26 protein-coding genes and 1 riboswitch are annotated in these 24,449 nt (G+C 39.0%); of the genes, 24 read left to right on the top strand and 2 right to left on the bottom strand.

Features of this window, described 5'->3' with window-relative positions; all coding sequences use genetic code 11:
* Window positions 1-5 precede the first annotated feature (5 nt).
* The 6 genes from M2919_RS02285 to M2919_RS02260 all read left to right on the top strand — a co-directional run bounded on the left by M2919_RS02285 (window position 6) and on the right by M2919_RS02260 (window position 6,133).
* Window positions 6-1,208: a pyridoxal phosphate-dependent aminotransferase gene (locus M2919_RS02285; protein ID WP_248849104.1), complete on the top strand. Its 1,203-nt coding sequence runs from the start codon at window positions 6-8 to the stop codon at window positions 1,206-1,208.
* Window positions 1,209-1,226: 18 nt separating this feature from the next.
* Window positions 1,227-2,525: an asparagine--tRNA ligase gene (gene asnS / locus M2919_RS02280; protein WP_126761337.1), complete on the top strand. Its 1,299-nt coding sequence runs from the start codon at window positions 1,227-1,229 to the stop codon at window positions 2,523-2,525.
* Between the two features lie 115 nt (window positions 2,526-2,640).
* Window positions 2,641-3,090: a CopY/TcrY family copper transport repressor gene (locus M2919_RS02275; RefSeq protein ID WP_248849103.1), complete on the top strand. Its 450-nt coding sequence runs from the start codon at window positions 2,641-2,643 to the stop codon at window positions 3,088-3,090.
* 1 nt (window position 3,091) lies between these two features.
* Complete coding sequence (locus M2919_RS02270) at window positions 3,092-3,301, top strand: heavy-metal-associated domain-containing protein (RefSeq protein WP_248849102.1); 210 nt, start codon at window positions 3,092-3,094, stop codon at window positions 3,299-3,301.
* A 4-nt stretch (window positions 3,302-3,305) separates the two neighbouring features.
* Window positions 3,306-5,513: a heavy metal translocating P-type ATPase gene (locus M2919_RS02265; RefSeq protein ID WP_276520511.1), complete on the top strand. Its 2,208-nt coding sequence runs from the start codon at window positions 3,306-3,308 to the stop codon at window positions 5,511-5,513.
* A gap of 200 nt (window positions 5,514-5,713) precedes the next feature.
* Window positions 5,714-6,133, top strand: coding sequence for a hypothetical protein (locus M2919_RS02260; RefSeq protein WP_248849101.1), 420 nt, complete (start codon window positions 5,714-5,716; stop codon window positions 6,131-6,133).
* 169 nt (window positions 6,134-6,302) lie between these two features.
* Here the strand turns inward: M2919_RS02260 and M2919_RS02255 are convergent, their stop codons facing one another.
* On the bottom strand, window positions 6,303-6,896 hold the full coding sequence (locus M2919_RS02255) for a hypothetical protein (RefSeq protein ID WP_023605555.1): 594 nt from the start codon (window positions 6,894-6,896) through the stop codon (window positions 6,303-6,305).
* Between the two features lie 318 nt (window positions 6,897-7,214).
* On the opposite strand from M2919_RS02255, the gene M2919_RS02250 reads away from it, so the two are divergent.
* The 12 genes from M2919_RS02250 to M2919_RS02195 all read left to right on the top strand — a co-directional run bounded on the left by M2919_RS02250 (window position 7,215) and on the right by M2919_RS02195 (window position 17,302).
* Complete coding sequence (locus M2919_RS02250) at window positions 7,215-8,651, top strand: NCS2 family permease (RefSeq protein ID WP_202585495.1); 1,437 nt, start codon at window positions 7,215-7,217, stop codon at window positions 8,649-8,651.
* 74 nt (window positions 8,652-8,725) lie between these two features.
* Window positions 8,726-9,439, top strand: a complete 714-nt coding sequence (locus tag M2919_RS02245) for an AzlC family ABC transporter permease (RefSeq protein ID WP_248849100.1) — start codon at window positions 8,726-8,728, stop codon at window positions 9,437-9,439.
* A complete protein-coding gene (locus tag M2919_RS02240; protein WP_248849099.1) occupies window positions 9,423-9,752 on the top strand; it encodes an AzlD domain-containing protein in 330 nt (109 codons plus the stop codon). The genes M2919_RS02245 and M2919_RS02240 overlap by 17 nt, the downstream gene beginning before the upstream one ends.
* Before the next feature lie 53 nt (window positions 9,753-9,805).
* Window positions 9,806-10,663 carry a CvfB family protein gene (locus M2919_RS02235; protein WP_222317523.1) on the top strand — a complete coding sequence of 286 codons (858 nt, stop codon included), beginning with the start codon at window positions 9,806-9,808 and terminating at the stop codon, window positions 10,661-10,663.
* A 60-nt stretch (window positions 10,664-10,723) separates the two neighbouring features.
* Complete coding sequence (locus M2919_RS02230; protein ID WP_248849098.1) at window positions 10,724-11,950, top strand: MFS transporter; 1,227 nt, start codon at window positions 10,724-10,726, stop codon at window positions 11,948-11,950.
* A gap of 105 nt (window positions 11,951-12,055) precedes the next feature.
* A complete protein-coding gene (gene fur / locus M2919_RS02225; RefSeq protein ID WP_126761315.1) occupies window positions 12,056-12,523 on the top strand; it encodes a ferric iron uptake transcriptional regulator in 468 nt (155 codons plus the stop codon).
* 99 nt (window positions 12,524-12,622) lie between these two features.
* Window positions 12,623-13,510, top strand: coding sequence for a site-specific tyrosine recombinase XerD (xerD, locus tag M2919_RS02220; RefSeq protein WP_202585500.1), 888 nt, complete (start codon window positions 12,623-12,625; stop codon window positions 13,508-13,510).
* A gap of 65 nt (window positions 13,511-13,575) precedes the next feature.
* A complete protein-coding gene (locus M2919_RS02215; protein WP_126761311.1) occupies window positions 13,576-14,373 on the top strand; it encodes a segregation/condensation protein A in 798 nt (265 codons plus the stop codon).
* Window positions 14,357-14,965 carry an SMC-Scp complex subunit ScpB gene (gene scpB, locus M2919_RS02210; RefSeq protein WP_126761309.1) on the top strand — a complete coding sequence of 203 codons (609 nt, stop codon included), beginning with the start codon at window positions 14,357-14,359 and terminating at the stop codon, window positions 14,963-14,965. The genes M2919_RS02215 and scpB overlap by 17 nt, the downstream gene beginning before the upstream one ends.
* Before the next feature lie 3 nt (window positions 14,966-14,968).
* Window positions 14,969-15,691: a pseudouridine synthase gene (locus tag M2919_RS02205; protein ID WP_023605545.1), complete on the top strand. Its 723-nt coding sequence runs from the start codon at window positions 14,969-14,971 to the stop codon at window positions 15,689-15,691.
* A 4-nt stretch (window positions 15,692-15,695) separates the two neighbouring features.
* Window positions 15,696-16,406 (top strand): response regulator transcription factor, encoded by a 711-nt coding sequence (locus M2919_RS02200; protein ID WP_248849097.1) that lies wholly within the window; start codon window positions 15,696-15,698, stop codon window positions 16,404-16,406.
* Between the two features lie 41 nt (window positions 16,407-16,447).
* Window positions 16,448-16,574: riboswitch (FMN riboswitch) on the top strand.
* A gap of 131 nt (window positions 16,575-16,705) precedes the next feature.
* Complete coding sequence (locus M2919_RS02195) at window positions 16,706-17,302, top strand: ECF transporter S component (RefSeq protein ID WP_248849096.1); 597 nt, start codon at window positions 16,706-16,708, stop codon at window positions 17,300-17,302.
* A gap of 45 nt (window positions 17,303-17,347) precedes the next feature.
* Here M2919_RS02195 and M2919_RS02190 read toward each other — a convergent pair whose 3' ends face one another.
* Window positions 17,348-17,563 (bottom strand): ferredoxin, encoded by a 216-nt coding sequence (locus M2919_RS02190; protein WP_023605542.1) that lies wholly within the window; start codon window positions 17,561-17,563, stop codon window positions 17,348-17,350.
* 87 nt (window positions 17,564-17,650) lie between these two features.
* Between M2919_RS02190 and M2919_RS02185 the strand changes: the two genes are divergently transcribed.
* The 6 genes from M2919_RS02185 to der all read left to right on the top strand — a co-directional run bounded on the left by M2919_RS02185 (window position 17,651) and on the right by der (window position 24,299).
* Entirely contained in the window at window positions 17,651-18,649 is a 999-nt protein-coding gene (locus M2919_RS02185; RefSeq protein WP_248849095.1) for a helix-turn-helix domain-containing protein, read from the top strand.
* Window positions 18,646-20,112, top strand: a complete 1,467-nt coding sequence (locus M2919_RS02180; protein WP_248849094.1) for a RecQ family ATP-dependent DNA helicase — start codon at window positions 18,646-18,648, stop codon at window positions 20,110-20,112. The genes M2919_RS02185 and M2919_RS02180 overlap by 4 nt, the downstream gene beginning before the upstream one ends.
* A gap of 31 nt (window positions 20,113-20,143) precedes the next feature.
* Window positions 20,144-20,824 carry a LysM peptidoglycan-binding domain-containing protein gene (locus M2919_RS02175; RefSeq protein ID WP_248849093.1) on the top strand — a complete coding sequence of 227 codons (681 nt, stop codon included), beginning with the start codon at window positions 20,144-20,146 and terminating at the stop codon, window positions 20,822-20,824.
* Window positions 20,825-20,889: 65 nt separating this feature from the next.
* Window positions 20,890-21,570 carry a (d)CMP kinase gene (gene cmk / locus M2919_RS02170; RefSeq protein WP_202585703.1) on the top strand — a complete coding sequence of 227 codons (681 nt, stop codon included), beginning with the start codon at window positions 20,890-20,892 and terminating at the stop codon, window positions 21,568-21,570.
* An 81-nt stretch (window positions 21,571-21,651) separates the two neighbouring features.
* Window positions 21,652-22,848 (top strand): 30S ribosomal protein S1, encoded by a 1,197-nt coding sequence (gene rpsA / locus M2919_RS02165; protein WP_023605537.1) that lies wholly within the window; start codon window positions 21,652-21,654, stop codon window positions 22,846-22,848.
* Between the two features lie 140 nt (window positions 22,849-22,988).
* On the top strand, window positions 22,989-24,299 hold the full coding sequence (der, locus tag M2919_RS02160) for a ribosome biogenesis GTPase Der (protein ID WP_023605536.1): 1,311 nt from the start codon (window positions 22,989-22,991) through the stop codon (window positions 24,297-24,299).
* Window positions 24,300-24,449 lie beyond the last annotated feature (150 nt).

Genomic DNA, 24,449 nt, shown 5'->3' with positions numbered 1-24,449 from the left:
TATCGATGAAGTTATCCGCTAAAGCACAAAATATGTCAGCATCTGTTACGTTAGCAACTGCTGCAAAAGCACGTCAGCTAAAACAAGCTGGTCATGATGTCTTAAATTTGACGTTAGGCCAACCAGATTTTCCGACACCTTTAACCATTCAATCAGAAGCCATTCGTGCTATTTCATCTGGAGAGGCGAGTTATTACACGGCATCTGATGGAATCCTACCTTTGAAGCAAGCCATTCAAAAACGGACGAAGCTCGACTATGGTTTGGACTATGATTTGTCAGAAATTGTGGTAACTGATGGCGTCAAGTTTGGTCTTTTTGCTTTGTTTCAAGTGTTGCTAGATGAGGGTGATGAAGTGCTCATTCCAGTCCCTTACTGGGTTAGCTATGCTGAACAAATCAAATTAGCAGGCGGACGACCTGTCTTTGTAGAGCCTTCAGATGAAGTGAAGATGAAAATAACGGTCGAAGAGCTTGAAAAAGCACGGACGGACAAGACGAAAATAATCGTATTAAACTCTCCTTCCAATCCAACGGGAATGATTTATTCTGCTGAAGAGCTTCGCAAAATAGGTGAATGGGCTGTGTTACATCAAATAATCATTTTAGCAGATGATATTTATGCCAAATTGGTATATAATCAACATGAGTTCACGTCGATTGCAACGCTTTCTGATGACATCAGAAAGCAAACGATTATTCTGAATGGTGTTTCAAAAAGCTATGCGATGACAGGTTGGCGAATTGGTTATTTATTAGGTAATCAATCTGTTATAAAAGCTGTGACCAAGCTGATTAGTCAATCGGTTAGCAATAGCGCAGCCGTCAGTCAATATGCTGCCGTAGAGGCATTAACTGGTGATCAGTCTGCCGTAGAGCAGATGCGCTTGGCATTTGAAGCGCGCTTAAATAAGTTTTATCCCAAAGTTGCTGCTCTGCCTGGTTTTGAAATCGCAAAACCAGAAGGTGCTTTTTATCTGTATCCTAATATCAAAGAATGTTTGACTCTTTGTGGGTATCAATCTGTCACACAGTGGGTGAATGATTTACTCGAGGAAGAAAAAGTGGCAGTGGTAACGGGTGAAGGTTTTGGTAGCGCTCATCATATTCGGATTAGTTATGCTTCTGATGATGAAACATTGGAACGTGCAATACAACGTATTCAGGCTTTTATAGCAAGAAAAATGAACGATACGCAACAAGCGTAAAGAAATGGAGAGACACTGATGGAAAGAATTCGTATAATTGATTCAAAAAAACACGTGGGAGAAGTTGTAACGATAGCGGGTTGGATTGCTAACAAGCGCTCAAGTGGTAAAATAGCTTTCTTACAAATTCGTGACGGTTCTGCTTTTTTCCAAGGGGTAGTAGTCAAAAACGAAGTAGGAGAAGAAGTTTTCGACTTAGCTAAGTCATTAAACCAAGAGACATCTGTTATTATTACAGGTGAGATTCGTGAAGATACACGCTCTAAATTCGGCTATGAAATTGGCGTGCAAGGTATTGAAGTAGTTGGAGAAAGTCATGACTATCCGATAACACCAAAAGAACACGGAACAGACTTTTTAATGGATCATCGTCATTTATGGCTACGTTCTAGTCGCCAACATGCTATCATGCAAATACGTAATGAAATGATTCGTGCGACTTACGAATTTTTCAACACGCGTGGCTTTATTAAAATTGACCCACCTATTTTAACAAGTAGTGCACCAGAAGGGACGACAGAATTGTTCCACACTGACTATTTTGGAGAAGAGGCTTATCTTTCTCAAACAGGCCAGTTATACTTAGAAGCTGCTGCGATGGCTTTTGGAAAAGTCTTTTCATTTGGGCCAACATTCAGAGCGGAAAAATCTAAAACACGCCGTCACTTAACGGAGTTTTGGATGATGGAGCCAGAGATGGCATTTGTCAAACATGATGAAAGTTTAGAAATTCAAGAACAATATGTGGCCTTTATGATTGAATGTGTTTTAGAGAATTGTGATTATGCTTTAGATGTTTTAGGACGAGATAAAGACTTATTGAAATCTTACACAGAATTGCCATATCCACGCATTAGTTATGATGATGCTGTCACATTGTTACAAGAAAATGGATTTGAAGATATTGAGTGGGGCGATGACTTTGGTTCTCCACATGAAACCTTTATTGCGAATCATTTTAGCAAGCCAGTTTTCATCTTAAACTATCCGAAATCCATGAGTCCTTTCTACATGAAGCCACATCCAGATCGCGATGATGTTGTTATTCGTGCGGATATGATTGCGCCAGAAGGTTATGGTGAAATTATCGGTGGTAGTGAACGTGCTATCGGTTACGATTACTTGATGGAACAATTAGAAAAAGATCAACTCAACTATGACGATTATGCTTGGTACCTAGATTTAAATAAATATGGTCCTGTACCACATTCAGGATTCGGATTAGGTTTAGAGCGTGCCGTAACTTGGGTGTCTGGAATTGAACACGTACGTGAAGCAAGCCCATTCCCACGTTTGTTGCACCGTATTTACCCATAATAATAAAAGTCAAAACCGTTATTTCATATGAAATAGCGGTTTTTTTTGTCTAAGTAAAAACACTTGCGTTTTATCGTTTACAAATGTAAACTTAAATAGAAAGGAGGCGTGGCAAATGAATGAAACGACAATTAGTGAAGCAGAATGGGAAATCATGCGTGTTGTCTGGGCAAATAGTCCGGTAACCAGTCAGACGATTATAAATGTGCTTACGCCTAAAATGGATTGGAAACCGAGTACGATTAAGACCTTGATTAATCGGTTGCTGAATAAAGGGTATATCAAAGCTGAGAAAGAAGGGCGCGCCTTTCTTTATGAAGCGACCGTCTCTGAAAAAGAAATGCTGATGACAGCTTTTAAGGCATTGCTTGGTCAAACATGCGCGCGACGATCGGGTGAATTACTACAAGAATTAATCACCGATACAGTTTTAAGTCAAAAAGATTTAGCACGACTCGAGCAAGTTATTCGAGATAAACAATTAACAGCTCCACTTGAAGTGCCGTGTGATTGCTTACCCGGACAATGTCAATGTCATCTATTTTATGGAAAAGGAGAGAAATAAATTGAAAAAGAAATTAGTCATGAAAATACCTAATATTAGTTGTGAACATTGTGTGGCACGTATTGAAGATGCCTTAACAGAAATAACAGGTGTTGCGAAAGTGAAAGGCAACGTGAAAAAGCAGCAGATAACGGCTGTTTTATCGGATTCAAGCGTGGAAATTGATGTGAAAGAAAAACTATCAGAAATAGGCTACCCAGTAGAGGAGTGAGAACGTGAGTAAGGAAACGACACAAATAGAAACACTTGCGATATCAGGCATGACGTGTGCGAACTGTTCCGCAAGAGTTGAAAAAGGATTGTTAGAACAAGAGGGCGTTAAAACAGCTCATGTTAATTTAGCGACAGAACGCGCGACTGTTGAGTTTGATGAACGTACTTCAGTGACTAACTTATTACAAGCAGTAGCTGACAGCGGCTATCAAGCGATTCTTTATGATGAGGCACATCGCGAGCAAATCAAACAAGAACAATTAAAAGAACAGCGCCATATGAAACTTCAGTTGATTATTAGTGCAGCGTTGAGTTTACCAATGGTAATAGGCATGATATTGATGATGCTAGGTGTTACGCATCCTATTGTACATTGGCTACATTTGCCTATGGTGCAGCTGTTATTGGCGACTACCGTTCAATTTTATATCGGTATGCGCTTTTATAAAGGAGCGTACCATGCGATTAAAGCCAAAGCCCCTAATATGGATGTCTTAGTAGCGATGGGCACATCAGCAGCCTATGGTTTAAGTGTTTATAACGGCTTTTTTGGCGGCAATCCCGAGCACCTGTATTTTGAAAGTAGTGCGGTAATTATCACGCTTATATTACTAGGTAAGTATCTAGAACAACGTGCGAAAAGCAAAACAGGCGAAGCGATTAAAGAGTTAATGAATTTGCAAGTGAAAATCGCAAATGTCTTGCGTGATGAAAAGGTCGTCTCCATTCCTATTGATGACGTGCTAGTTGGTGATATCGTCGTCATTCGTCCCGGAGAGCAAGTTCCTATCGATGGGGTCATTGTATCTGGACGCTCTGCGATTGATGAAAGTATGTTGACTGGTGAGAGCATGCCAGTAGAAAAAGAGAGCGAAGACCGTGTATTTGGAGGAACAGTCAATCAAACAGGTGTCTTGCAAGTCGAGGCAACGAATATTGGTGCTAGCACTGCACTCTCACGTATCATTCGCATGGTAGAAGAAGCACAGGGGACGAAAGCACCGATACAAAGTGTGGCGGATCGTATATCACATATTTTTGTCCCTGTAGTGTTACTTGTAGCTTTTGTCACCTTCTTAGTGACGTTCTGGGTCTCAGGTTATATTGAACAAGCTGTCTTACATAGCGTGGCAGTATTAGTGATTGCCTGCCCATGCGCTTTAGGACTTGCGACACCAACAGCCATTATGGTTGGAACGGGGCTTGGTGCTAAAAATGGCATTCTGATTAAAGGCGGCGGTGCGCTAGAAAAAGCAGCGACAATTAACGCGGTCGTATTTGATAAGACAGGAACGATTACGGAAGGAAAGCCGAAAGTAACAGATGTCAAATGGGCGAGTGACGATGACGCTCGTCAACAAGAATATCTTAAAATATTAATGGCGCTAGAAAGAGATTCGGAACATGCTTTAGCACGAGCTATAGTCGCTTACGGAGAATCGTATGAAATTGAGATACCTGATGCACATGAGGTAGAAGCATTAGTTGGAATGGGTATTACTGGGATAGTCAGTCAAGCTCGATACAGTGTCGGAGCAGAACGCTTAGTTAGACAGCATAAATTAACGATTCCTACTCATTTTGATTATCGGAAATTAGAAGAAGAGGGCCAAACAGTCATGTTTTTACTTTCTGAGACCGAAGTGTTGGCTCAAATTGCCGTATCTGACCCGATAAAAGCTACTTCTAAACAAGCGATCCAGACGTTACACGAACAAGGTGTCGCAGTTTATCTATTAACAGGTGATAACAAGCGAGCTGCACAATCGATTGGGAAGCAAGTCGGGATTGATGCTAAACGAATTATTGCCGAAGTTTTACCAGAAGAAAAAGCAAGCGTGATTCAAGCAAGACAAGCAGAAGGCGAAATCGTTGCGATGGTAGGAGATGGAATTAATGATGCACCGGCACTTGCCGTTGCTGATGTGGGAATTGCAATGGGAAGCGGTACGGATATTGCAATGGAAACGGCAGATGTCACGCTGATGAGTAGTGACTTACGTCAAATTGCCAAAACTATCCAGCTTTCGGAATTAACGATGAAAAAAATCAAGCAAAATCTGTTTTGGGCATTTGTGTATAATACGATTGGTATTCCGTTTGCCGCATTTGGCTTACTAAACCCTATGGTAGCTGGAGGCGCTATGGCTTTTAGTTCAGTCAGTGTTTTATTAAACTCATTGCGATTAAATCAAGCGAAATTAAAATAAAAAAATAACTATTTATAAAATAATTTCGATAAGTCAACATAAAAAGGTGAATGGAACGACTTCGTTTCATTCACCTTTTTATTTAAGGGGAATAGAAGAATGTTAACAATATAGTGGTTGACTCTACTACTAAAAAGTTGTTATACTAAGTTTTAGTGGTAAACACCACCACTAAAACTTGTGAAGAGAAGGAGAGCGCTATGAGTAGAGTACAGTTTTATCCGGATAAGGATCTTTTAAAAGCATTAGATAAAGATGCAAAACGATATGGCGTTACGATGAGCATGCTTGTAAATGATCTTTTAAAAAGACACTATGGATTGGTTCCAGAAACATCTTTGTCAGAAACAGAATTAAATTCAATAATATTTCAAGAGATTAAGGATTTTATTGAGTCGAAAAAAACAGGAGAAGAATTTGATTTACTTAGAGCGTCTAAAACATTTAGTGAAATCGAAATGACTTACTCTGGTCGACCTAGTACTATAAGGGCAAAGATTGGGAAGAATTTTGCTAAAGTTGTTGGTCATCATCCTGATTTTAAAGAGGTAGAAGTTGTTAAAATAAACGATAAAATCAAAAGAAACCTAAATAATGCTGCAATATACCGAATAAAATAAGATTCTATTCAAACAATAAGAATTATTTTGACAAGAAATGAGTGAAGACATGAGAACCTATCGTAAATAACTCTTTTGATGAAACATAAAAAATAAAAAGGCCTGTTGAATTAAAAAATTCATCAGGCCTTTAAAATATATTGTTACTATTGAAAGAGTTCAAACTTGATTAAAATGTGATAGAAGATAATTCTTTTTCTTTAGATTTTGCTTGCGTAAAAACAGGGAAATCGAACTGTTTGCTAAGTGTTTTTCCTAAATAAAATGCAATACTGTAATCAATCATACTATGAATAAATCCACCGACTCCGATTAAACCGACTACAACATATAGAAAACTGTGTTCATAGGTTGCGGCACTCATATTACCTGCAAAGAAGAATACACTGACGACAGCTAACTCCACAACAGCATGAATCACACCGATAACAGCATTAAACATAAAAAATTGCTTGCGGTTCATTACGATATTAGGATGTTTCTGCAAGTAAACAGCACCAAGATAGGCGAAAATCACATGAGAAAGAGCACGAAACGCGATAATCACGGGCGTAGTTAAAAAGAAACCAAAGGCAGTCCCTAAAGCGACAATGACAGCGACTTGGGGCGAAATGAACATGGCTAGAAAAGTCGGAACATGACTCGCTAGTGTAAAGGATGCTGGACCAATAACCACTTTGACAGGCATAACCATTGGAATTAAAATCCCTAGAGCGACTAAGATGGCCGAGAACGTTAAGCGTTTGACAGAACTATTGGACATGAGATGAATCCCTCCATTTATATTGTTGTGATAATCTTATACAAACGTTCACAGACTGTCAAGTTTAAACGTTCATTATTTAACAATGACAGTAGATTATTTTGATTAGAGATTAACCTTTAAAATATTAACTTTTTATCTCCATTTGATTGATACACCTTATAAAAATAAGTGAAAACGATTGAAAGACGAACAATAACATTAAAAAATGATTTAAAGTGAAGAAAATGCTTGATTGATTAAAAACTTAGTCTTATAGTGTAAATGTAAAGATTAATCAAAAATGTGCGTCATAGCACAAAAGGAGAAAAGTCTAAAATGGAAAAGTTTTTTAAGCTAAAGGAAAATGGTACGACAATAGGGACAGAGGTAATGGCAGGTTTTACGACCTTTTTTGCGATGAGTTATATTTTATTCGTTAACCCGTCAATTCTGGCTATCTCAGGCATGCCGTTTCAGGCGGTGTTTCTTGCGACGATTATAGCAGCAGCGATTGGTACATTGATTATGGGGTTGTTCGCTAATGTGCCGTATGCTCAAGCACCGGGTATGGGACTCAACGCGTTCTTTACTTTTACGGTAGTTATCGGATTAGGATATACGTGGCAACAAGCTTTAGGGATGGTATTTTTATGTGGAATTATTAATATTATTATTACAGTGACTCGTATAAGGAAATTGATTATTCGAGCAATTCCAGAGAGTTTACAACATGCAATCGGTGGCGGTATCGGGATTTTTGTTGCCTATGCAGGTTTAAAAAGTGCCAACTTATTAAGTTTTTCAGCGGATCAAGGTGCCATTACACATGCTGTCGTTGAAGACGGTGAAGTAACAAATGTTTTTATGAATGGTGGTATCGTGCCAAGTTTAACGACTTTTAATCATCCAGAAGTTATTTTAGCGGTGGTCGGCTTATTACTTACAATTGTATTAGTCGTATTAGATGTCAAAGGTGCGATTTTAATTGGGATTATCGGGACGACTCTTGTAGGGATGATGATGAATGTCGTAGACGTTTCAGCGATTGATTTTGAATCAAATTCTTTAAGTAGTTCGATTAAAGAATTAAAAACAACTTTCGGTGCAGCATTTGGGGCAGAAGGATTGCCAAGTCTATTTACTGACAAAGCTAAAATTCCACAAGTATTAATGACGATTTTGGCATTTAGTTTATCGGACACATTTGATACGATTGGAACATTTATTGGAACAGGTCGACGCACTGGTATTTTTAGTCAAGAGGATGAAGAAGCACTGGAAGACAGTAAAGGACTTAATTCTAAGATGGACCGTGCATTGTTCGCGGATGCGATTGCGACAAGTATCGGAGCTGTTTTTGGAACGTCTAATACGACTACTTTCGTGGAAAGTGCAGCGGGTATTGGTGCAGGTGGACGTACCGGTCTAACATCTGTTGTGGTAGCCATTCTATTTTTATTAAGTAGTTTATTTGCACCGATTATTGGTGTAGTACCACCTCAAGCAACCGCGCCTGCTCTAATTGTTGTAGGTGTCATGATGTTAGCTTCATTTAAAGAAATCAACTGGTCATCATTAGAAGAAGCGGTTCCAGCGTTTTTTGCTTCTATTTTTATGGGCTTATCTTTTAGTATTTCTTACGGAATTGCTGTTGGATTTATCTTCTATGTTTTATTGAAAGTTGTAAAAGGGAAAGCGAAAGAAATCAGTCCTATTTTATGGATTGTGACCGGCCTATTCATTTTAAACTTCGTCATTTTAGCAGTATTATAATCATTCAAAATATGATAAAATTAAAATCTCACTATAAATTAGTGAGATTTTTTTCATGAAGGAGTGACGATAAAATGCAGAAAATTACCCAATCGTATACTTTTGAAGATGGTGTCAAGGCTTGCTTGCCAACTGTTCTTGGCTATGTTGGGATTGGTTTAGCTGCTGGAATTGTGGGCAAAGGAGCAGGCTTAAGCGTACTAGAGGTAACGCTGATGTCATTATTAATATATGGGGGTAGCTCTCAGTTTGTTATTAGTGGGTTACTCTTGTCGGGAGCGTCACTATCAAGTATGGTGCTAGCGACTTTTCTTGTAAATTTCCGTCATTTATTAATGAGTCTTTCCGTATCTTTTCATTTTAAAGAGGCAACACTCGCGCATCGTGTGGGAATTGGCAGTTTGTTAACGGATGAATCTTATGGCGTCTTGATGACAGCTATTCAAAATAAAGAAGCTATTAATACAGCATGGGTACATGGATTAAATCTTATGGCTTATATTACGTGGGTGGTTTCAACAGCAATAGGTGCTTTGTTAGGATCGATCATTCCCAATCCTGAAATTTTTGGGTTAGATTTTGCGATTACAGCGATGTTTATCGGACTGGTTACACTACAAGCGGAGTCTTTTATGCGAGTTAAGCGTCGGGCAACTATCATCGTCATAATAAGTGTGGTGGTGACGTTTATCGTCAGTCAGTGGTTGTTATCAGCTGAAATGAGTGTCATCGTTGCGACATTGATAGGATGTTTTATGGGGGTGCAAGTCGATGAGTCTAAGAATTGAGATAGTTATTTTAATCATATTGGCAGCGCTTGTGACTTGGGTACCACGTGTGCTACCGTTTTTACTTTCTTCAAAAATGAGTTTTTCACCTAAGAGCCAAAAATTCTTGTCTTTTTTACCTATTGCTATTTTAGTCGCTTTATTAACGCAGTCGTTTGTTAGTTTAAATGATGTCGGACGTTTGACGGTTGATAGTTTAAAACTCATAGCAGCGGTACCGACATTGTTAGTTAGTGTTTTAACGAAAAACTTAATGTGGACCGTGCTTGTTGGGATGATAAGTATGGCGCTTTTACGATTCTTCGTGTCCTAATCGGTAGGATATGTTATAATAATAGCTACTTTAAGGAATGGACTGAGGAAATTATGAAAGAACTTTTAGGGACAACATTTACAGGTCTAGTGACCGATGAAAATGAACACTCTTATTTTATTCAAAAACAAGGGATTACTTTTCGCTTAGATAAAAGCGAAGGGGAACATGAATTAGGCGAAGCGGTTGAAGGGTTTGGATATGTTAACCAACAAGGGGACTATCGTATGACAACGGAAATACCAGCTATTCGTCAAGGACAATATGCTTTTGGTGAAGTGGTGGCAACACGTCGTGATTTAGGTGCTTTTGTTGATATTGGATTACCAGACAAGGAGATGGCGTTATCTTTAGATGAACTATCTGAAATGCGCGAACTATGGCCTAAAAAAGGGGATAAACTTTGTGTGACCTTGCGTGTCGATGATAAAAATCGTATGTGGGCAAGTTTAGCTGAGGACGAGTACATTCACAGTTTGAGCCGAGTGGCAACAGAGGATATGCATAATAAAGATGTTTTGGCAATCGTTTATCGGACAAAACTGGTCGGTACGTTTGTCTTAACAGAAGATTTTCATCTTGGTTTTATTCATCCAGATGAGCGTGAACAAGAACCGCGTTTAGGTGAAGAAGTTAAAGCACGTGTTATTGGAGTGCGACCAGATGGCATGTTAAACTTATCGTTAAAACCGCGCGCTCATGAAGTTATCAGTGATGACGCGATGATGATTTTAACCTTCTTGGAACAATCAAGAGATGGCGTGATTCCCTATTCAGACAAATCGACACCTGAAGAGATTAAGCAAATGTTTGCGATTAGCAAAGGACAATTTAAACGTGCTTTAGGATCGTTAATGAAGCAAGGGAAAATTAAGCAAGAGAACGGAAAAACGTATTTAATTAAAAAATAATTTACAAAGGAAGACGATTGCTTCGGCTTCCTTTTTCTCATGATATTGGGGGAAGAGAGAATGACAGACATTACGTCTATGCAAACGCGTTTGCATTTGCATGTCACACAAGCGATATATTGGATTTCATTTTGTTTTATTTCTGGTTATGCAACGGTTTACTTGTTATCTAAAGATTTTTCAGATGGGCATATAGGGATGATTATCTCGTTAGCTAGTCTTTCGTCGGTCGTGATTCAATTTTCAACAGGGCGTATTTTAGATAGCGTTAAAGGACTGACTGTTCGTAAACTCATGATGTTTTTTGTGGCATTGATTACAGTCACGAGCTTTTTACTCGCACGATTTACTTTTTCAGACGGACTTTTATCTATCTTATATTGTTTATCCTTAATCTTTTTATTAAATTTACAACCATTAGTGACATCGTTAATCTATGAGTACATTAACTTGGGAACGCCAATGTCTTTTTCATTTTCAAGAGGAATTGGTTCACTAGTATTTGCGACGACCTCTTTAATTTTAGGGCAATGGTTAGCCACACATTCGACACAGTGGCTTCCAAACTTATCGACATTAAGCATGGCGTTACTTTGGGTGTTACTATGGCGCTTGCCTGTTGTAAAGGATGAAAGGCATCATGATGAGTTATCTGAACAAGCTTTGAAAACTGCGACTCATGAAGAAAAGATGAACGACTTATCTCAAGCGACATCGCTTTTTAAAAAGTATCCTAATTTGGCATTGTTCATGTTGGGAATGACCTTTATTTTTTCTTTTCATACAATTGTTAACGTCTACTTGCCACAGATATTACATCGTTTAGGAGGCGGAACATCAGCAGTGGGAACGGCGATTGCTGTCGCAGCATTTTGCGAAATTCCTGTTATGTTTGGTTTTCAACGTTTAGAGAAAAAAGTCTCGGTTGAAAAACTGATTCAATTTTCAGTCGTCTTTTTCTTCATTCGTAGTTTGATTTATTTATTTGCCAGTCAACTTTTAGCCATTGTACCCGCACAACTTTTACAAGGGTTATCATTTGCTATTTTAACACCAGCCTATGCTCACTATGTCAATCAAAATATGTCGGCACTAGACCGCGTGAAAGGGCAAACGTATATGATGGCCTGTGTCACTCTAGGGAACGTGATTGGGAGCTTTGTTGGTGGCTATATCTTAGAATGGCGCAATGTTACAGCGTTATTAATATTCGGAACAATCTTAGCATTTTTAGGGATGGTCAGTTTGATTCGCAGCGTGCGCACACATGAGAATGTTTCACAGTAAATCTAATTGAGAATCGCTTGATTAAGCAGTGGATTTAGATTATAATGAGTTTAATTTGGTGAAACGTTAATAATTCTAAATGAGAATGAGAAAAGGAGAATGAACATGGATGCCACAACTTCGACATTAAAAAATATTCGGAAACAATTACACGAAGGTGGCTATAAATTGACTCCTCAACGTGAAGCAACGGTTTTAGTTTTACTAGAGAACGAAAAAGATCACTTGTCAGCAGAAGAAATCTATATGTTAGTCAAACAAAAGAGCCCAGACATTGGGTTAGCAACAGTCTATCGTACGTTAGAGATGTTAACAGAATTGAAAATTATTGATAAAATCAGTTTCAATGATGGTTTATCACGCTATGATATGAGAAAAGAAGGCGCTAAACATTTTCATCATCACTTGTTATGTTTAGAATGTGGTGACATAGAAGAAATAGAAGAGGATTTGTTGATTGATGTGGAGAAAGTCGTTGAACGACGCTTTCGTTTTCAGGTTACCGACCATCGTCTAACATTTCACGGTGTCTGTCATCAATGTCAACGTCAATCACCTAAACGAGCTCGTTAAGTTAAAAAAATCAGACCTCATAAAAAGGTCTGATTTTTATTTTGCTGCTTGTATACATAATCAGATTATTGTAAACTTGTTAAAAAGGAGAGGGTTTTTATGATGCGTGAAATAGAAGATTTTTTATATTATAGTAAAATTGAACGTGGATTATCGCAAAATACGATTATCAGCTACCAACGTGATTTAAATCAATATGTAGCGTATCTGCAAGAAGAAGGGATAAATAGTTGGTCGGATATTGATGTAACAGTTGTCAAAGTGTTTTTGCAGCGGATGTCGGAAGCAAACAAATCAGCCGCTACTATTACGAGAATGATTTCGACGTTGAAACGATTTCATCAATATATCCGTCAAGAACGGATCATCGATCATGACCCTATGCAACACATTAAGCGTCCTAAAAAAGGCGTCCAGCTTCCTAAAACACTAACGCTTGAAGAGATTGAAACGTTAATTCAAACACCCGATACGACCACAGCTCTAGGGTTGCGCGACCGTGCTATTTTAGAAGTCATGTACGCGTCAGGTTTGCGTGTGAGCGAGTTGACGCATTTGAAATTAGACGATTTACGACTAGAATTAGGGTTAATCCAAACTATCGGAAAAGGGGATAAAGAACGCATTATTCCACTAGGTGATCATGCAATTTATTGGATTGAACAATACTTAGAAAAAGCACGGCCTGAGCTAGTTCGAGATTCAAGTGTGCCTTACTTATTTTTAAATCATCGTGGCGGTGGTTTTTCTCGTCAAGGAATTTGGAAAAATTTAAACCAGCATGTTTTGACAGCAGGTATTCAAAAAAATGTCACCCCGCATATGCTTCGTCATAGTTTCGCTACGCATTTACTAGAAAATGGGGCGGATTTAAGAATCGTGCAAGAACTTTTAGGTCACGCGGATATTTCGACGACGCAAATTTATACGCACGTTTCAAAACAACGCATGAGCGAAGTCTATCAGCAATATTTTCCTCGTGCATAAAAAAGTAAACGTCGCTAGTCGTCTATGTTATAATAAGAGATTGACAAACGCTGTTGGAGGTAAGTATGAGTGAAGAGCTAAAAGTGAAACTGGATGTGTTTGAAGGGCCGTTAGATTTGCTACTTCACTTGATTCAGACGTTAGAAATAGATATTTATGATATACCCATTGCGGAGATTACAACTCAGTATATGAATTATATTGACACGATGACGATTTTACAATTGGATGTCGCGGGTGATTACATTGTGATGGCCGCGACGTTGATGTCGATTAAAAGTCAAATGTTATTGCCCATCGAAGACGTGACACATGATGACTTAGAGATGGATTATGAAGTGGAAGATCCACGAGAAGCCCTTGTTCAGCAATTATTAGAATATAAAAAGTACAAAGTGGCGGCAACTGTCTTACATGAAAAAGAAGCCGAACGCCAACATTATTTTTCTCGTCCACCGACTAACTTGGATGACTTTAAAGAAGAAGTCCCACCATTAGAGCCAAATCAAGTGAATACATTAGACTTATTCTTGGCGTTTCATGATATGATTGAACGTCAGAAAAAACGTCTGCCACGGCATACGACAGTTCAAAGTGAAAATAGGACCATCGAAGAACAGATGACACGTGTCTTAGAAAAAGTAAAGACAGCCTCTGCGAGTGAAGCCGTACGTTTTGATGATTTATTTGACGTGTTTACCCGTCCTGAAATCGTGACGACATTTATGGCGGTTTTAGAACTTATAAAAACAAAAGAGATTGTCGTGCGTCAATCAGAGGCGTTTCAACCAATCTATGTATTTCAACACTCGGGGAATGAAGAAACAGAATTAAGGAGTGAAATCGATGACACTGCAAGGTAAAATCGAAAGTTTATTATTTGTGGTAGGGGATGAAGGGTTAACGTTAGACGAACTGGCGTATCTGTGTGAAGATAATACGGCCACCATCTATCGCATGATTGAACAGATGAATGAACGCTATACATCGGAAACGCACTCGAGTTTTTATATCATGGAAACAGGTCATCGCTTCACGCTTGTGACTAAAAAGGAATATGCGCCATTGTTACAAAAATACGCACAGTCGCCGATGTCTAATAAATTATCGCAAGCTAGCTTAGAAACACTGGCAATTATTGCTTACAAACAGCCGGTAACACGCGCTGAAATTGATGAAATTAGAGGCGTGCAATCATCTGGTGCTTTACAAAATCTCGTCACGCGACATTTGATAAAAGAAGTGGGTCGAGTTGAAGGGCCGGGTCGTCCAATTTTATATGGTGTGACGGATTACTTCATGAATTACTTTGGATTAGAACAGCTGAGTGAATTGCCGTCAATCAGTGAGATGGAAGCTGAACTATCTGAAATGACAACAGAAGATTTATTTTTTCAATCGTCAGTCGAAGAAATAATCGAAGAAGAAACAGGGTTAATGGAAGGGGAAATATAAATAGTGGAACGTTTACAAAAAGTGATGGCTCAAAGCGGTGTGGCTTCACGCCGAAAATCCGAGCAACTAATATTAGAGGGTAAAGTAAAGGTCAATGGCAAAAAAGTAACAGAACTTGGTACAAAAGTAAGTAAGAAAGACACGATTGAAGTAAATGGTGTACCTGTTTTACAAGAAGAACATGTCTATTTCATGTTATATAAACCTAGAGGCTATATTTCAGCTGTTACCGATGATAAAGGAAGAGAAACGGTAGTAGACTTATTACCAGGTGTGACAGAACGCATCTTCCCAGTCGGTCGTTTGGATTATGATACGTCTGGCCTTATCTTACTGACTAACGACGGTGAGTTTACCAACCAATTAAACCACCCTCGCCATGAAGTAGATAAAGTATATGTCGCGAAAGTAAAGGGCGTCCCTACCAATGCGATGTTATCGCCTTTGAAAAAGGGTGTTAAAATTGATGGACGGATGACAGCGCCAGCACGCTATGAAATATTATCTACTGATCGAAAAGCAGATACGGCGATTGTTTCTTTAACAATTCATGAGGGTCGTAATCATCAAGTTAAAAAAATGTTAAAAGAAGTAGGCTTTCCAGTGATGAAATTGAAGCGTGAGCAGTATGGCAATCTAACATTGAAAGGATTAAAACCTGGACAATATCGTAGCTTGTCACAAAAAGAAGTGCGTCAACTATTAGATCTTTCAAAAGAGGGATAGAGAGATGAACTATCGGATTTTGTTGCTAGAAGAAAATCCACGAACCGTTCGCTTAGTTCGAACACTTTGTGAGATGAACGGTTACGAGATGACTGTTTTATCGGATTTAACTAAACTTGAGAAAACACTCGCACTCGTAAAACCTCATTTAGTGATAATGAATTTAAATTGGCAAAATCATTTTACCTATCAACCACTTAAAAAGGTGGTCAAAACAACGCAATTACCTGTTTTCGTCCTTTCACGTTTCGAAGATGATGGACAGGTAATTCGCGCGTTTGAGGAGGGAGCGCAAGAAGTGTTGCGTCAGCCTTTCCACGAAGCAGAGTTGCTTCATCGAGTGCATCGCTTACTCTCACTCTACTATGCTCCGCCAGCTTTCATTCGTATTAATGGTTATCGTTTTTTTGAAGGATTGCGGCTAGATGAAGAGCGACAGGTCGCTTGGCTATTTTTACAACAAATTGATTTAAAACCCTTAGAGTTTCGCTTGCTCGCTTTTTTGATTGACCATGTAGAAGAAGTTTGCACGCGTGAGCAATTATTAAAAGAAGTCTGGGGGTATCATCTGACCGACCACGGTCGCGTCGTCGATGCACAGATTACGCAGTTGCGTAAACAGATTGGTCGCGTTTCGCCAGCCTATGCCGAACTGATTACAACAGTGCGTGGCAAAGGCTATCGATTAGTTAAGCCAAAGACTTGCATCTTGTGAGAAATTTGGTATACTATAAAATGAACATAAAATTAAAAAAGGTTCGTCTTCAGGGCAGGGTGTAATTCCCGACCGGTGGTGATAGTCCACGACCTATCTTGGCAACAAGATGGCTGAATTGGTGAAATTCCAATACCGACAGTAAAGTCTGGATGGAAGAGGATAGAGCTTATTTGGTGAACAATTCCAATTAAGACTTTAGCTATTTTCTGCCCTTATACAGAAAATAGCTTTTTATTTTGGTTAATTGTTGACAAACAAAGCTCCATGAAGATGAATTCTTCACAGGAGGAAGAAAAATGAAGAATTATCGTGCAAGAAAAATGGTCACAGTAGCAATGTTGGCGTCTATTTCGTTCGTTATTATGTTTTTTGCGTTCCCGGTTGTCCCACTATTTCCTTTTATGAAAGTCGATTTTAGTGAGATTCCGATTTTAATCGGTGCTTACTTATTGGGACCAGGAGCAGCGGTTGCGATTGCAGGACTACGTTCGATTTTGCACCTTTTAGCAACCGGAAGCGACTTATCACAAGTCGTCGGTAATTTTGCGAGCTTTTTAGCAGCTTTAGCGTACGTCTTACCGATATACTATATTACTAATCGCTCAAAGGCAGACACTTCAAGACTAGGATTGGGACTTGTCACGGGGACGACTTCCATGACTGTTCTGATGATGTTAGCGAACTATACGTTTATTTTACCGCTCTACATGAAAATCTTAAACTTTGATTTAGGAATGAGTACGATGAAATATTTAGTCGTCGGAGTTTTACCTTTCAACGTTATTAAAGGGATGATTGTTAGTACGGTATTCGTTCTTGTCTATAAAAAATTAATTCCTTGGCTCATTTTAAAGCAAGGGTTTGGCAATGAAAATCAAATCATAAAAAAATAAGAGAATAAAAGGAGCGTTTGTGTGCGAACACAAACGCTCCTTTTTTTATGCCTGTTTGTCAATTACAATTGCGCGTGTCGGACATTTACGATAAGCGGCAAGCGTAGTTTCTTGTAATGCAGGGGGAATGACTTGTTCCTTCATCGTCTGATTGTCTTTAAAAAGGACTAAACCGTCTAAATCATAATCAAAGACGTCAGGCGCTTTTAATTGACAAAGTCCGCATGCAATACATTTTTCTGGTATAATTTTACATAACATAGATGATAAACTCCTAACGAGGTGAGAATTTTGCTGACGACTGACCATTTTATTTTAACGTGTTTCGACCATGGATACAAGGTGCGTATGAGTACGTTGTATCATGTACTCGTAGGGAAACGTACTGGCTCTGTTTTAGTCTACGCTTTTTTTTATCACCAGATGAGATATTTCGGCCTGCTCCCAAATTTAAACCGCGACGTGTATGATGACGTATTAGCGCGACTTGTTGCGAATGAGTTTTTATTACAAGATGAAGCGACCGTTCAGTTGACGTTAAAAGGTCAGCGTGAATTAACTAGGTTACGTGCGTTACCTACTGAGAATATTTGCTCTCATCGTTATTTAAAAATCGACGATGAGTTTTTAGACTTACTATTGTTTGTCACGCAAGTGATTTCTCATTTAGCGTACGTTGAAAAAGACTACACACCGATTGAGGTACGCGTTGATAAACAACGTTTTATACGAAGTTGGTTGCAATCTCAAACGTCTGACAGATATGTGTTGGCTGAAGCCTTTTATCAAGAGTGGTTTTCGCTATTAACAAAACTCCCAATAGAAGAAGCGACTTATTGGACAAAACGTCTGTCAGGTCACGAGAAGATAGGACGGACGAGTCATCAATTATTGACGGAAAGTACGACAGATGCTTTTGCGGTCTTTTTGTGTGAGAAAAACTATCAACATCATTTATTATCAGTCTTGGAGCAAGATATTGTTCATCTTCCTATGATGAGAAGTCTGAGAAAAGGGCTGACACATCACCCATACAATCAAAGTATGTTAGAAACCGTAGAGGTGATAAAAGAAAAAGGAACGTTAGAAGCCGTTCAAACAATACGACGTTTAAAATATAGTACGGTCGTCGATCATTTGATTGAATGGGCAATTTATGACGAGCATTATCAAACGTGGTTCAGTCTAGCACCTGAAACAGCTGCGAAGCTGAAAGCATATGAGAAGCAACATCCGATGATTAGAGATTGGCGCTTTAAGGATGTACAAGCAGTATTGCCTGAAATTGAATTTTATGAAATGCGGCTGTTTCAAATCAATGAAATAAGAGCGGAGGTAAGACGATGAAAGACTTACAGTCGGCTTTATCACACTATTTTGGCTATCAAGACTTTCGAAAAGGCCAACGTGAAACGATTCAAGCCGTTATGCAACAACGGAATGTCTTGGCAATATTGCCGACGGGAACGGGCAAATCGTTATGTTATCAGTTACCGACTTTATTGTTAGACGGTTTGACGGTCGTCGTTTCTCCTCTGATTGCATTAATGGATGACCAAGTACAGTCGCTGAAACAAAAAGGTGTTTTTTCGGCAGTTACCTATAATAGTTCGTTAGATTTTAATGAAAAACGAGCATTGCTTTCCTCTCTTTCTCAACAAAAGTTTTTGTTCATCAGTCCAGAAAGCTTGGCAACCTCAGCTGTTATCGAAGCTCTTCAGAGATGCTCGATTAGTTTGTTTGTTGTAGATGAGGCTCACTGTATTTCTGAATGGGGGTTAGATTTTCGTCCAGAGTATGAGCAGATTCCTCAAATTGTCGCACAATTAACTATTAAAAAATGTCTAGCCCTTTCAGCTACTGCCACTGCTGCCGTCCAACAAGATATCGAACAAAAATTATTTTTGAATGAAGAGGTAAAAGTCATACGCTATTCGGTTGACCGGCCTAATATTACCTACTCGGTTGTGACATGCACGACTAAAAATGAAAAAGAAGACTTTATAGATTCATTTTTAGCCCGTCATACTTCGCAACAAGGTATTTTATATTTTTCTAGCAAAGCAGAAGCCGTGCGTATTAGCGATTGGTTGCGTCATGAACGTCATCAATCAAGTGCTTTTTATCATAGCGATTTATCTCATCAAGATCGTCGATTGATTCAAGAACAGTTTTTAAAAGGCGACGTGCGCATACTCTGTGCGACGAGTGCTTTTGGTATGGGGATAGATAAATCAGACATTCGTTTTGTAATACATTTTCATTTGCCTAGTAGTTTAGAAGCGCTTGTGCAAGAGTCTGGTCGAGCGGGAAGAGATGGCAAACTCGCTCACAGCATTGTACTGTATCAACCAGCTGACTGGCACATACATCGTCATTTAGCAAGTGAGAGCTTGGCCGAATATCGTGATTTTAAAGCACGTATGGAAAGTGCACAAAAAGACGTCCAATCCTTTACTGATTTACAAAAAACGTGGTATGACCATTACCAACAAGGGTGGCTGTCGCTTAGTCGACTTGAAAAAATGTGGGAGAAAAAACTACAACAACGTGAAAGACAAGCTACTATTATGCGTAGGTGGTTGGAGATGACGAATTGTCGCAGACTGGGTATTCATCATTATTTTGAAAGTGGGATGTTTCCAGCGCCCATCAAGAACGAGCATTGCTGTGATAATTGTCAGCTAGATATTTGGCAAACACGTTTACCGGAAACTGAAAAAGTAGAAAGTCATGATTCGACAGAATGGCAAACGGTATTAAAAAAACTTTTTAACGTTGGCTATTCAAGTCAAAATATTGTAAAATAAGAAGCGAGTATAAAAAGAGGGGGATTCAGACGTGAGTAAACAACCAGATGAAAAACAGCCATGGGAACAACCGATTTATGAGACGGAATATGAAACGAATAGTTCACGTTCCGAAAAACGAACAGGTAATAAAGGAAATATCGTCTTTATGTCGATATTAGTCCTGTTATTAGTTGCGATTGCTGCCATTTTAGTCTATATATTTGTTATTGCAACCAAAGGAGATGTCGCTGAACCGCCGAAAGAGCCAGCTAAAGTCGAACAAGTAGAAAAGAAAGAATCTGAGGCTTCTAAGAAAGAAAAAGCTGAAAAAGAAAAGGCCGAAAAAGAAAAAGCTGAGAAAGAGAAAGCAGCAAAAGAAAAGGCTGAAAAGGAAAAAGCTGAGCAAGAAGCAGCTGAAAGAGAAAAGGCTGAACAGGAAGCAGCACAACAAGCTGAACAGCAAGCAGCTGAACAAGAAGCGGCGCAACAACAGAACCAACAAAACCAAAATAACCAACAAAATCAACAGAATCAAAATAATCAACAAAACCAAACGCAACAAAATGAACAACCGCAAGCTGGAGGACCAGGAACGCACACAGTTCAGCAAGGGGAATGGTTGTGGAGCATCGCTAGACAGTATGGAATAGACCCTAAACATTTAGCTGAATTAAATGGATTAGGTACTGACTCAGAGCTTCAACCAGGACAAGTATTACGAACACAATAAGCAAAAAGTCGTCAATTGACGACTTTTCTTATGGTTAAAATGTAGGATGGATTAGGGAGAGAATCATGAAGAATAAGATGCAAATTGCTATTGACGGACCAGCCTCAGCTGGAAAAAGTACGGTCGCTAAGATACTGGCGAAAAAACTCGGTTATGTTTACTGTGACACGGGAGCTATGTATCGAGCGCTAACTTATATGGCGCTTATGAATAAAGTTTCGTTAGCTGATGAAAAACGGCTCGTATCTCTTTTGGACGAGATGACGATTAGTTTTCGACAAGAAGCAGACGGACAGCGCGTTCTCGTTAATCATCAAGATGTTACCGATGAGATTCGTGAAGCTAATGTTAGTCAAAATGTTTCGGAAGTATCCGCTCACTCAGGTGTACGAGAAGCGTTAGTACGCCAACAGCAAGAAATTGCTGCACAAAGTGACATTGTGATGGATGGTCGTGATATTGGGACGATTGTTTTACCTAACGCTCCTGTTAAGATTTTTCTGATTGCCAGTGTCGCTGAACGTGCGCAGCGCCGATATGAAGAAAACAAAGCTAAAGGGATGACCGTAGAGCTTGAGCAGATCAAAAAAGAAATTGAAGAGCGAGATTACAAAGATACTACTCGCAAAGTATCACCGCTTGTTAAAGCAGAAGACGCGATAGAATTAGATACAACGGGACTGTCTATTGAACAAGTCGTAGAAAAAATCGAGCAAATTATCCAAAAACACGACTTTTTTCAATAAATAAGGGTATATCCTAGAAATCGTCCGTTAGATAAGGTACAATGGTATTAGAACTTTTTGTTGGTAAGGAGGCCACGAGTTATGTCAGAAATGGAAAAAAATGAAATGGAAACGACAAGCATGATGGATGCTCTAGATAGCGTTCAAGAAGTTAAAATTGGAGATGTGGTGCAAGGGGAAGTTTTACAACTTGAAGATAAACAAGCCCTTGTTGGAATCGTAGGAGCTGGATTAGAAGGCGTTGTTCCTTTGAAAGAGTTATCTACTATGCCAGTTGAGGATATTAACGACGTCGTAAGCGTTGGAGATGTTTTAGACTTGGTAGTCATTACCGCTATCGGCAAAGATAAAGAAAATGGTAACTATTTATTGTCTAAACGTCGCTTAGAAGCGAAAAAAGTTTGGGAAGAAATCGAAGAAGATTTCAAAAACAATAAAATTATCGAAGCCCCTGTGACAGATGTTGTCAAAGGTGGTTTAGTCGTCGACGTAGGTGTTCGCGGATTTGTGCCGGCATCTATGGTAGAAGATCATTTTGTCTCTGATTTTTCTGAATATAAAGGCAAAACAATGACCTTCAAAATTATTGAAATTGAACCATCAGAAAACCGCTTAATTTTATCTCACAAAGCTGTTGTTCAAGAAGAAAAAGCTGAAATGAAAGAAAAAGTTTTAGCTGACCTTGAAGAAGGAGCAGTTGTGACAGGTAAAGTTGCGCGCTTAACAGACTTTGGTGCGTTTGTTGATTTAGGAGGAATCGATGGCTTAGTTCACGTTTCTGAAATTTCACATGCACACGTTGCAAAACCATCAGATGTCTTAGAACCAGGACAAGAAGTAGAAGTGAAAGTTCTTTCAATCGATCCAGAAAAAGAGCGTATCTCACTTTCTATTAAAGAAACATTACCTGGACCTTGGGCAGATATTGAAGAGAAAGCAGCCGTTGACACTGTTTTAGACGGAGTTGTTAAACGTCTGACAACCTTTGGAGCTTTCGTTGAAGTCTTCCCTGGAGTTGAAGGGTTAGTCCATATTTCGCAAATTTCACATAAACATATTGCAACGCCTCATGAAGTGTTAACAGAAGGTGATGAAGTCCAAGTGAAAGTATTGGATGTACGCCCAGAAGAGCACCGCATTGCTTTAAGTATTAAAGCATTGGAAGAAAAAGAAGAGGAAGAGCCAGTCGTTGAGGAAACATACGAAGTAGAAGAAGAATCAACAGGCTTTACACTTGGTGATATGATTGGTGACGATTTAGACGGAATGTCAGAATAATCATGAAATAAATGAAACTCAGATGACGTTTTGTTGTCTGAGTTTTTTTGTGGGAATTTATAATGAAGAAATAGCTTGCCACAAGCGTATTAGGTAGGGTAAACTACTAAAGTATGAGGAATTTAAAGGAGGGATGTCTCATGGCAAACCCAACAATTGCCATCGTCGGACGACCAAACGTTGGAAAGTCGACGATTTTTAATCGGATCGCAGGAGAACGTATCTCGATAGTGGAAGATACGCCCGGAGTTACACGCGACCGTATTTATGCCGTAGGAGAATGGCTTGGAAGAGAATTTAGTATTATTGATACGGGTGGTATCGACTTAGGTGACGAACCATTTATGGATCAAATTAAATATCAAGCAGAAATTGCAATGGATGAAGCCGATGTGATTATTTTAGTGACGAGCGGACGTGAGGGTGTCACAGACGCTGATGAAATGGTCGCAAGAATGTTGTATAGTACGAACAAGCCAGTATTATTAGCCGTCAATAAAGTTGACAATCCAGAGATGCGAAATGATATTTTTGATTTTTATGCATTAGGACTTGGAGACCCATATCCCGTATCAGGTAGTCATGGTATCGGATTGGGAGATTTATTAGATGACGCAGTGAAACACTTCAATCAAGAGCAAGAAGAAGAGGATGACAGCATCATTCGCTTTAGTTTAATTGGACGTCCAAACGTCGGCAAGTCATCATTAATCAATGCGATTCTTGGTGAAGAGCGAGTGATTGTTTCTAACGTTGCAGGCACGACGCGTGACGCGATTGATACGCACTTTACATCAGAAAGCGGTCAGGAATTTTTAATGATTGATACTGCCGGTATGCGTAAGAGCGGAAAAGTGTACGAGAATACGGAAAAATATAGTGTCATGCGAGCCATGCGAGCGATAGATCGTTCTGACATCGTGCTAATGGTCATAAACGGTGAAGAAGGAATTCGTGAGTATGATAAACGAATTGCCGGTTTTGCTCATGAAGCTGGTAAAGGCGTCATTATCGTCGTGAATAAGTGGGATTTAGTAAAAAAAGACACCCACACGATGAAAAAGTTTGAAGAAGACATTCGCAAAGAGTTTAAGTACTTAGACTATGCGCCGATTATTTTCGTATCAGCGAAAACCAAACAACGATTACATTTGTTACCTGATTTAATCGAAACGATTAGTTTAAATCAAAACTTACGTATTACATCGTCTGTGTTAAATGATGTTATCTTAGATGCGGTAGCGATTCATCCGACACCAACAGATAAGGGTAAACGTTTGAAAATTTTCTACGGCACACAGGTAGCAGTTAAACCGCCTACTTTTGTTATGTTCGTGAATGAAGAAGAGCTGATGCACTTTTCATATGCTCGGTTCTTAGAAAACCAAATTCGTAAAGCTTTTCCGTTTGAAGGAACACCTATTCGAATTTTAGCACGTCGTCGAAAATAAAAACTGGCATTTTATCACAGGTTATCTAAATGTGCAAATCAATTTGTTATTCTATAAAAAATACTCAAATTCCTTGATAATACAATGTTTGTGTGGTATCTTTGTTAATGAAATATTGAGTCATCAATTTTTCGTTAGCATCAAACTTTT

The sequence above is a fragment of the Vagococcus lutrae genome (assembly GCF_023299185.1).
GTDB classification, from domain to species: domain Bacteria; phylum Bacillota; class Bacilli; order Lactobacillales; family Vagococcaceae; genus Vagococcus_A; species Vagococcus_A lutrae.
This window is presented reverse-complemented; position numbering and strand designations above follow the sequence as displayed.

Coding starts and splice junctions, on each gene's coding strand:
- M2919_RS02285 (WP_248849104.1), top strand. CDS start 6: ATGAAGTTATCCGCTAAAGCACAAAATATGTCAGCATCTGTTACGTTA.
- asnS (WP_126761337.1), top strand. CDS start 1,227: ATGGAAAGAATTCGTATAATTGATTCAAAAAAACACGTGGGAGAAGTT.
- M2919_RS02275 (WP_248849103.1), top strand. CDS start 2,641: ATGAATGAAACGACAATTAGTGAAGCAGAATGGGAAATCATGCGTGTT.
- M2919_RS02260 (WP_248849101.1), top strand. CDS start 5,714: ATGAGTAGAGTACAGTTTTATCCGGATAAGGATCTTTTAAAAGCATTA.
- M2919_RS02255 (WP_023605555.1), bottom strand. CDS start 6,896: ATGTCCAATAGTTCTGTCAAACGCTTAACGTTCTCGGCCATCTTAGTC.
- M2919_RS02250 (WP_202585495.1), top strand. CDS start 7,215: ATGGAAAAGTTTTTTAAGCTAAAGGAAAATGGTACGACAATAGGGACA.
- M2919_RS02245 (WP_248849100.1), top strand. CDS start 8,726: ATGCAGAAAATTACCCAATCGTATACTTTTGAAGATGGTGTCAAGGCT.
- M2919_RS02240 (WP_248849099.1), top strand. CDS start 9,423: ATGAGTCTAAGAATTGAGATAGTTATTTTAATCATATTGGCAGCGCTT.
- M2919_RS02235 (WP_222317523.1), top strand. CDS start 9,806: ATGAAAGAACTTTTAGGGACAACATTTACAGGTCTAGTGACCGATGAA.
- M2919_RS02230 (WP_248849098.1), top strand. CDS start 10,724: ATGACAGACATTACGTCTATGCAAACGCGTTTGCATTTGCATGTCACA.
- fur (WP_126761315.1), top strand. CDS start 12,056: ATGGATGCCACAACTTCGACATTAAAAAATATTCGGAAACAATTACAC.
- xerD (WP_202585500.1), top strand. CDS start 12,623: ATGATGCGTGAAATAGAAGATTTTTTATATTATAGTAAAATTGAACGT.
- M2919_RS02215 (WP_126761311.1), top strand. CDS start 13,576: ATGAGTGAAGAGCTAAAAGTGAAACTGGATGTGTTTGAAGGGCCGTTA.
- scpB (WP_126761309.1), top strand. CDS start 14,357: ATGACACTGCAAGGTAAAATCGAAAGTTTATTATTTGTGGTAGGGGAT.
- M2919_RS02200 (WP_248849097.1), top strand. CDS start 15,696: ATGAACTATCGGATTTTGTTGCTAGAAGAAAATCCACGAACCGTTCGC.
- M2919_RS02195 (WP_248849096.1), top strand. CDS start 16,706: ATGAAGAATTATCGTGCAAGAAAAATGGTCACAGTAGCAATGTTGGCG.
- M2919_RS02190 (WP_023605542.1), bottom strand. CDS start 17,563: ATGTTATGTAAAATTATACCAGAAAAATGTATTGCATGCGGACTTTGT.
- M2919_RS02185 (WP_248849095.1), top strand. CDS start 17,651: ATGAGTACGTTGTATCATGTACTCGTAGGGAAACGTACTGGCTCTGTT.
- M2919_RS02180 (WP_248849094.1), top strand. CDS start 18,646: ATGAAAGACTTACAGTCGGCTTTATCACACTATTTTGGCTATCAAGAC.
- cmk (WP_202585703.1), top strand. CDS start 20,890: ATGAAGAATAAGATGCAAATTGCTATTGACGGACCAGCCTCAGCTGGA.
- rpsA (WP_023605537.1), top strand. CDS start 21,652: ATGTCAGAAATGGAAAAAAATGAAATGGAAACGACAAGCATGATGGAT.
- der (WP_023605536.1), top strand. CDS start 22,989: ATGGCAAACCCAACAATTGCCATCGTCGGACGACCAAACGTTGGAAAG.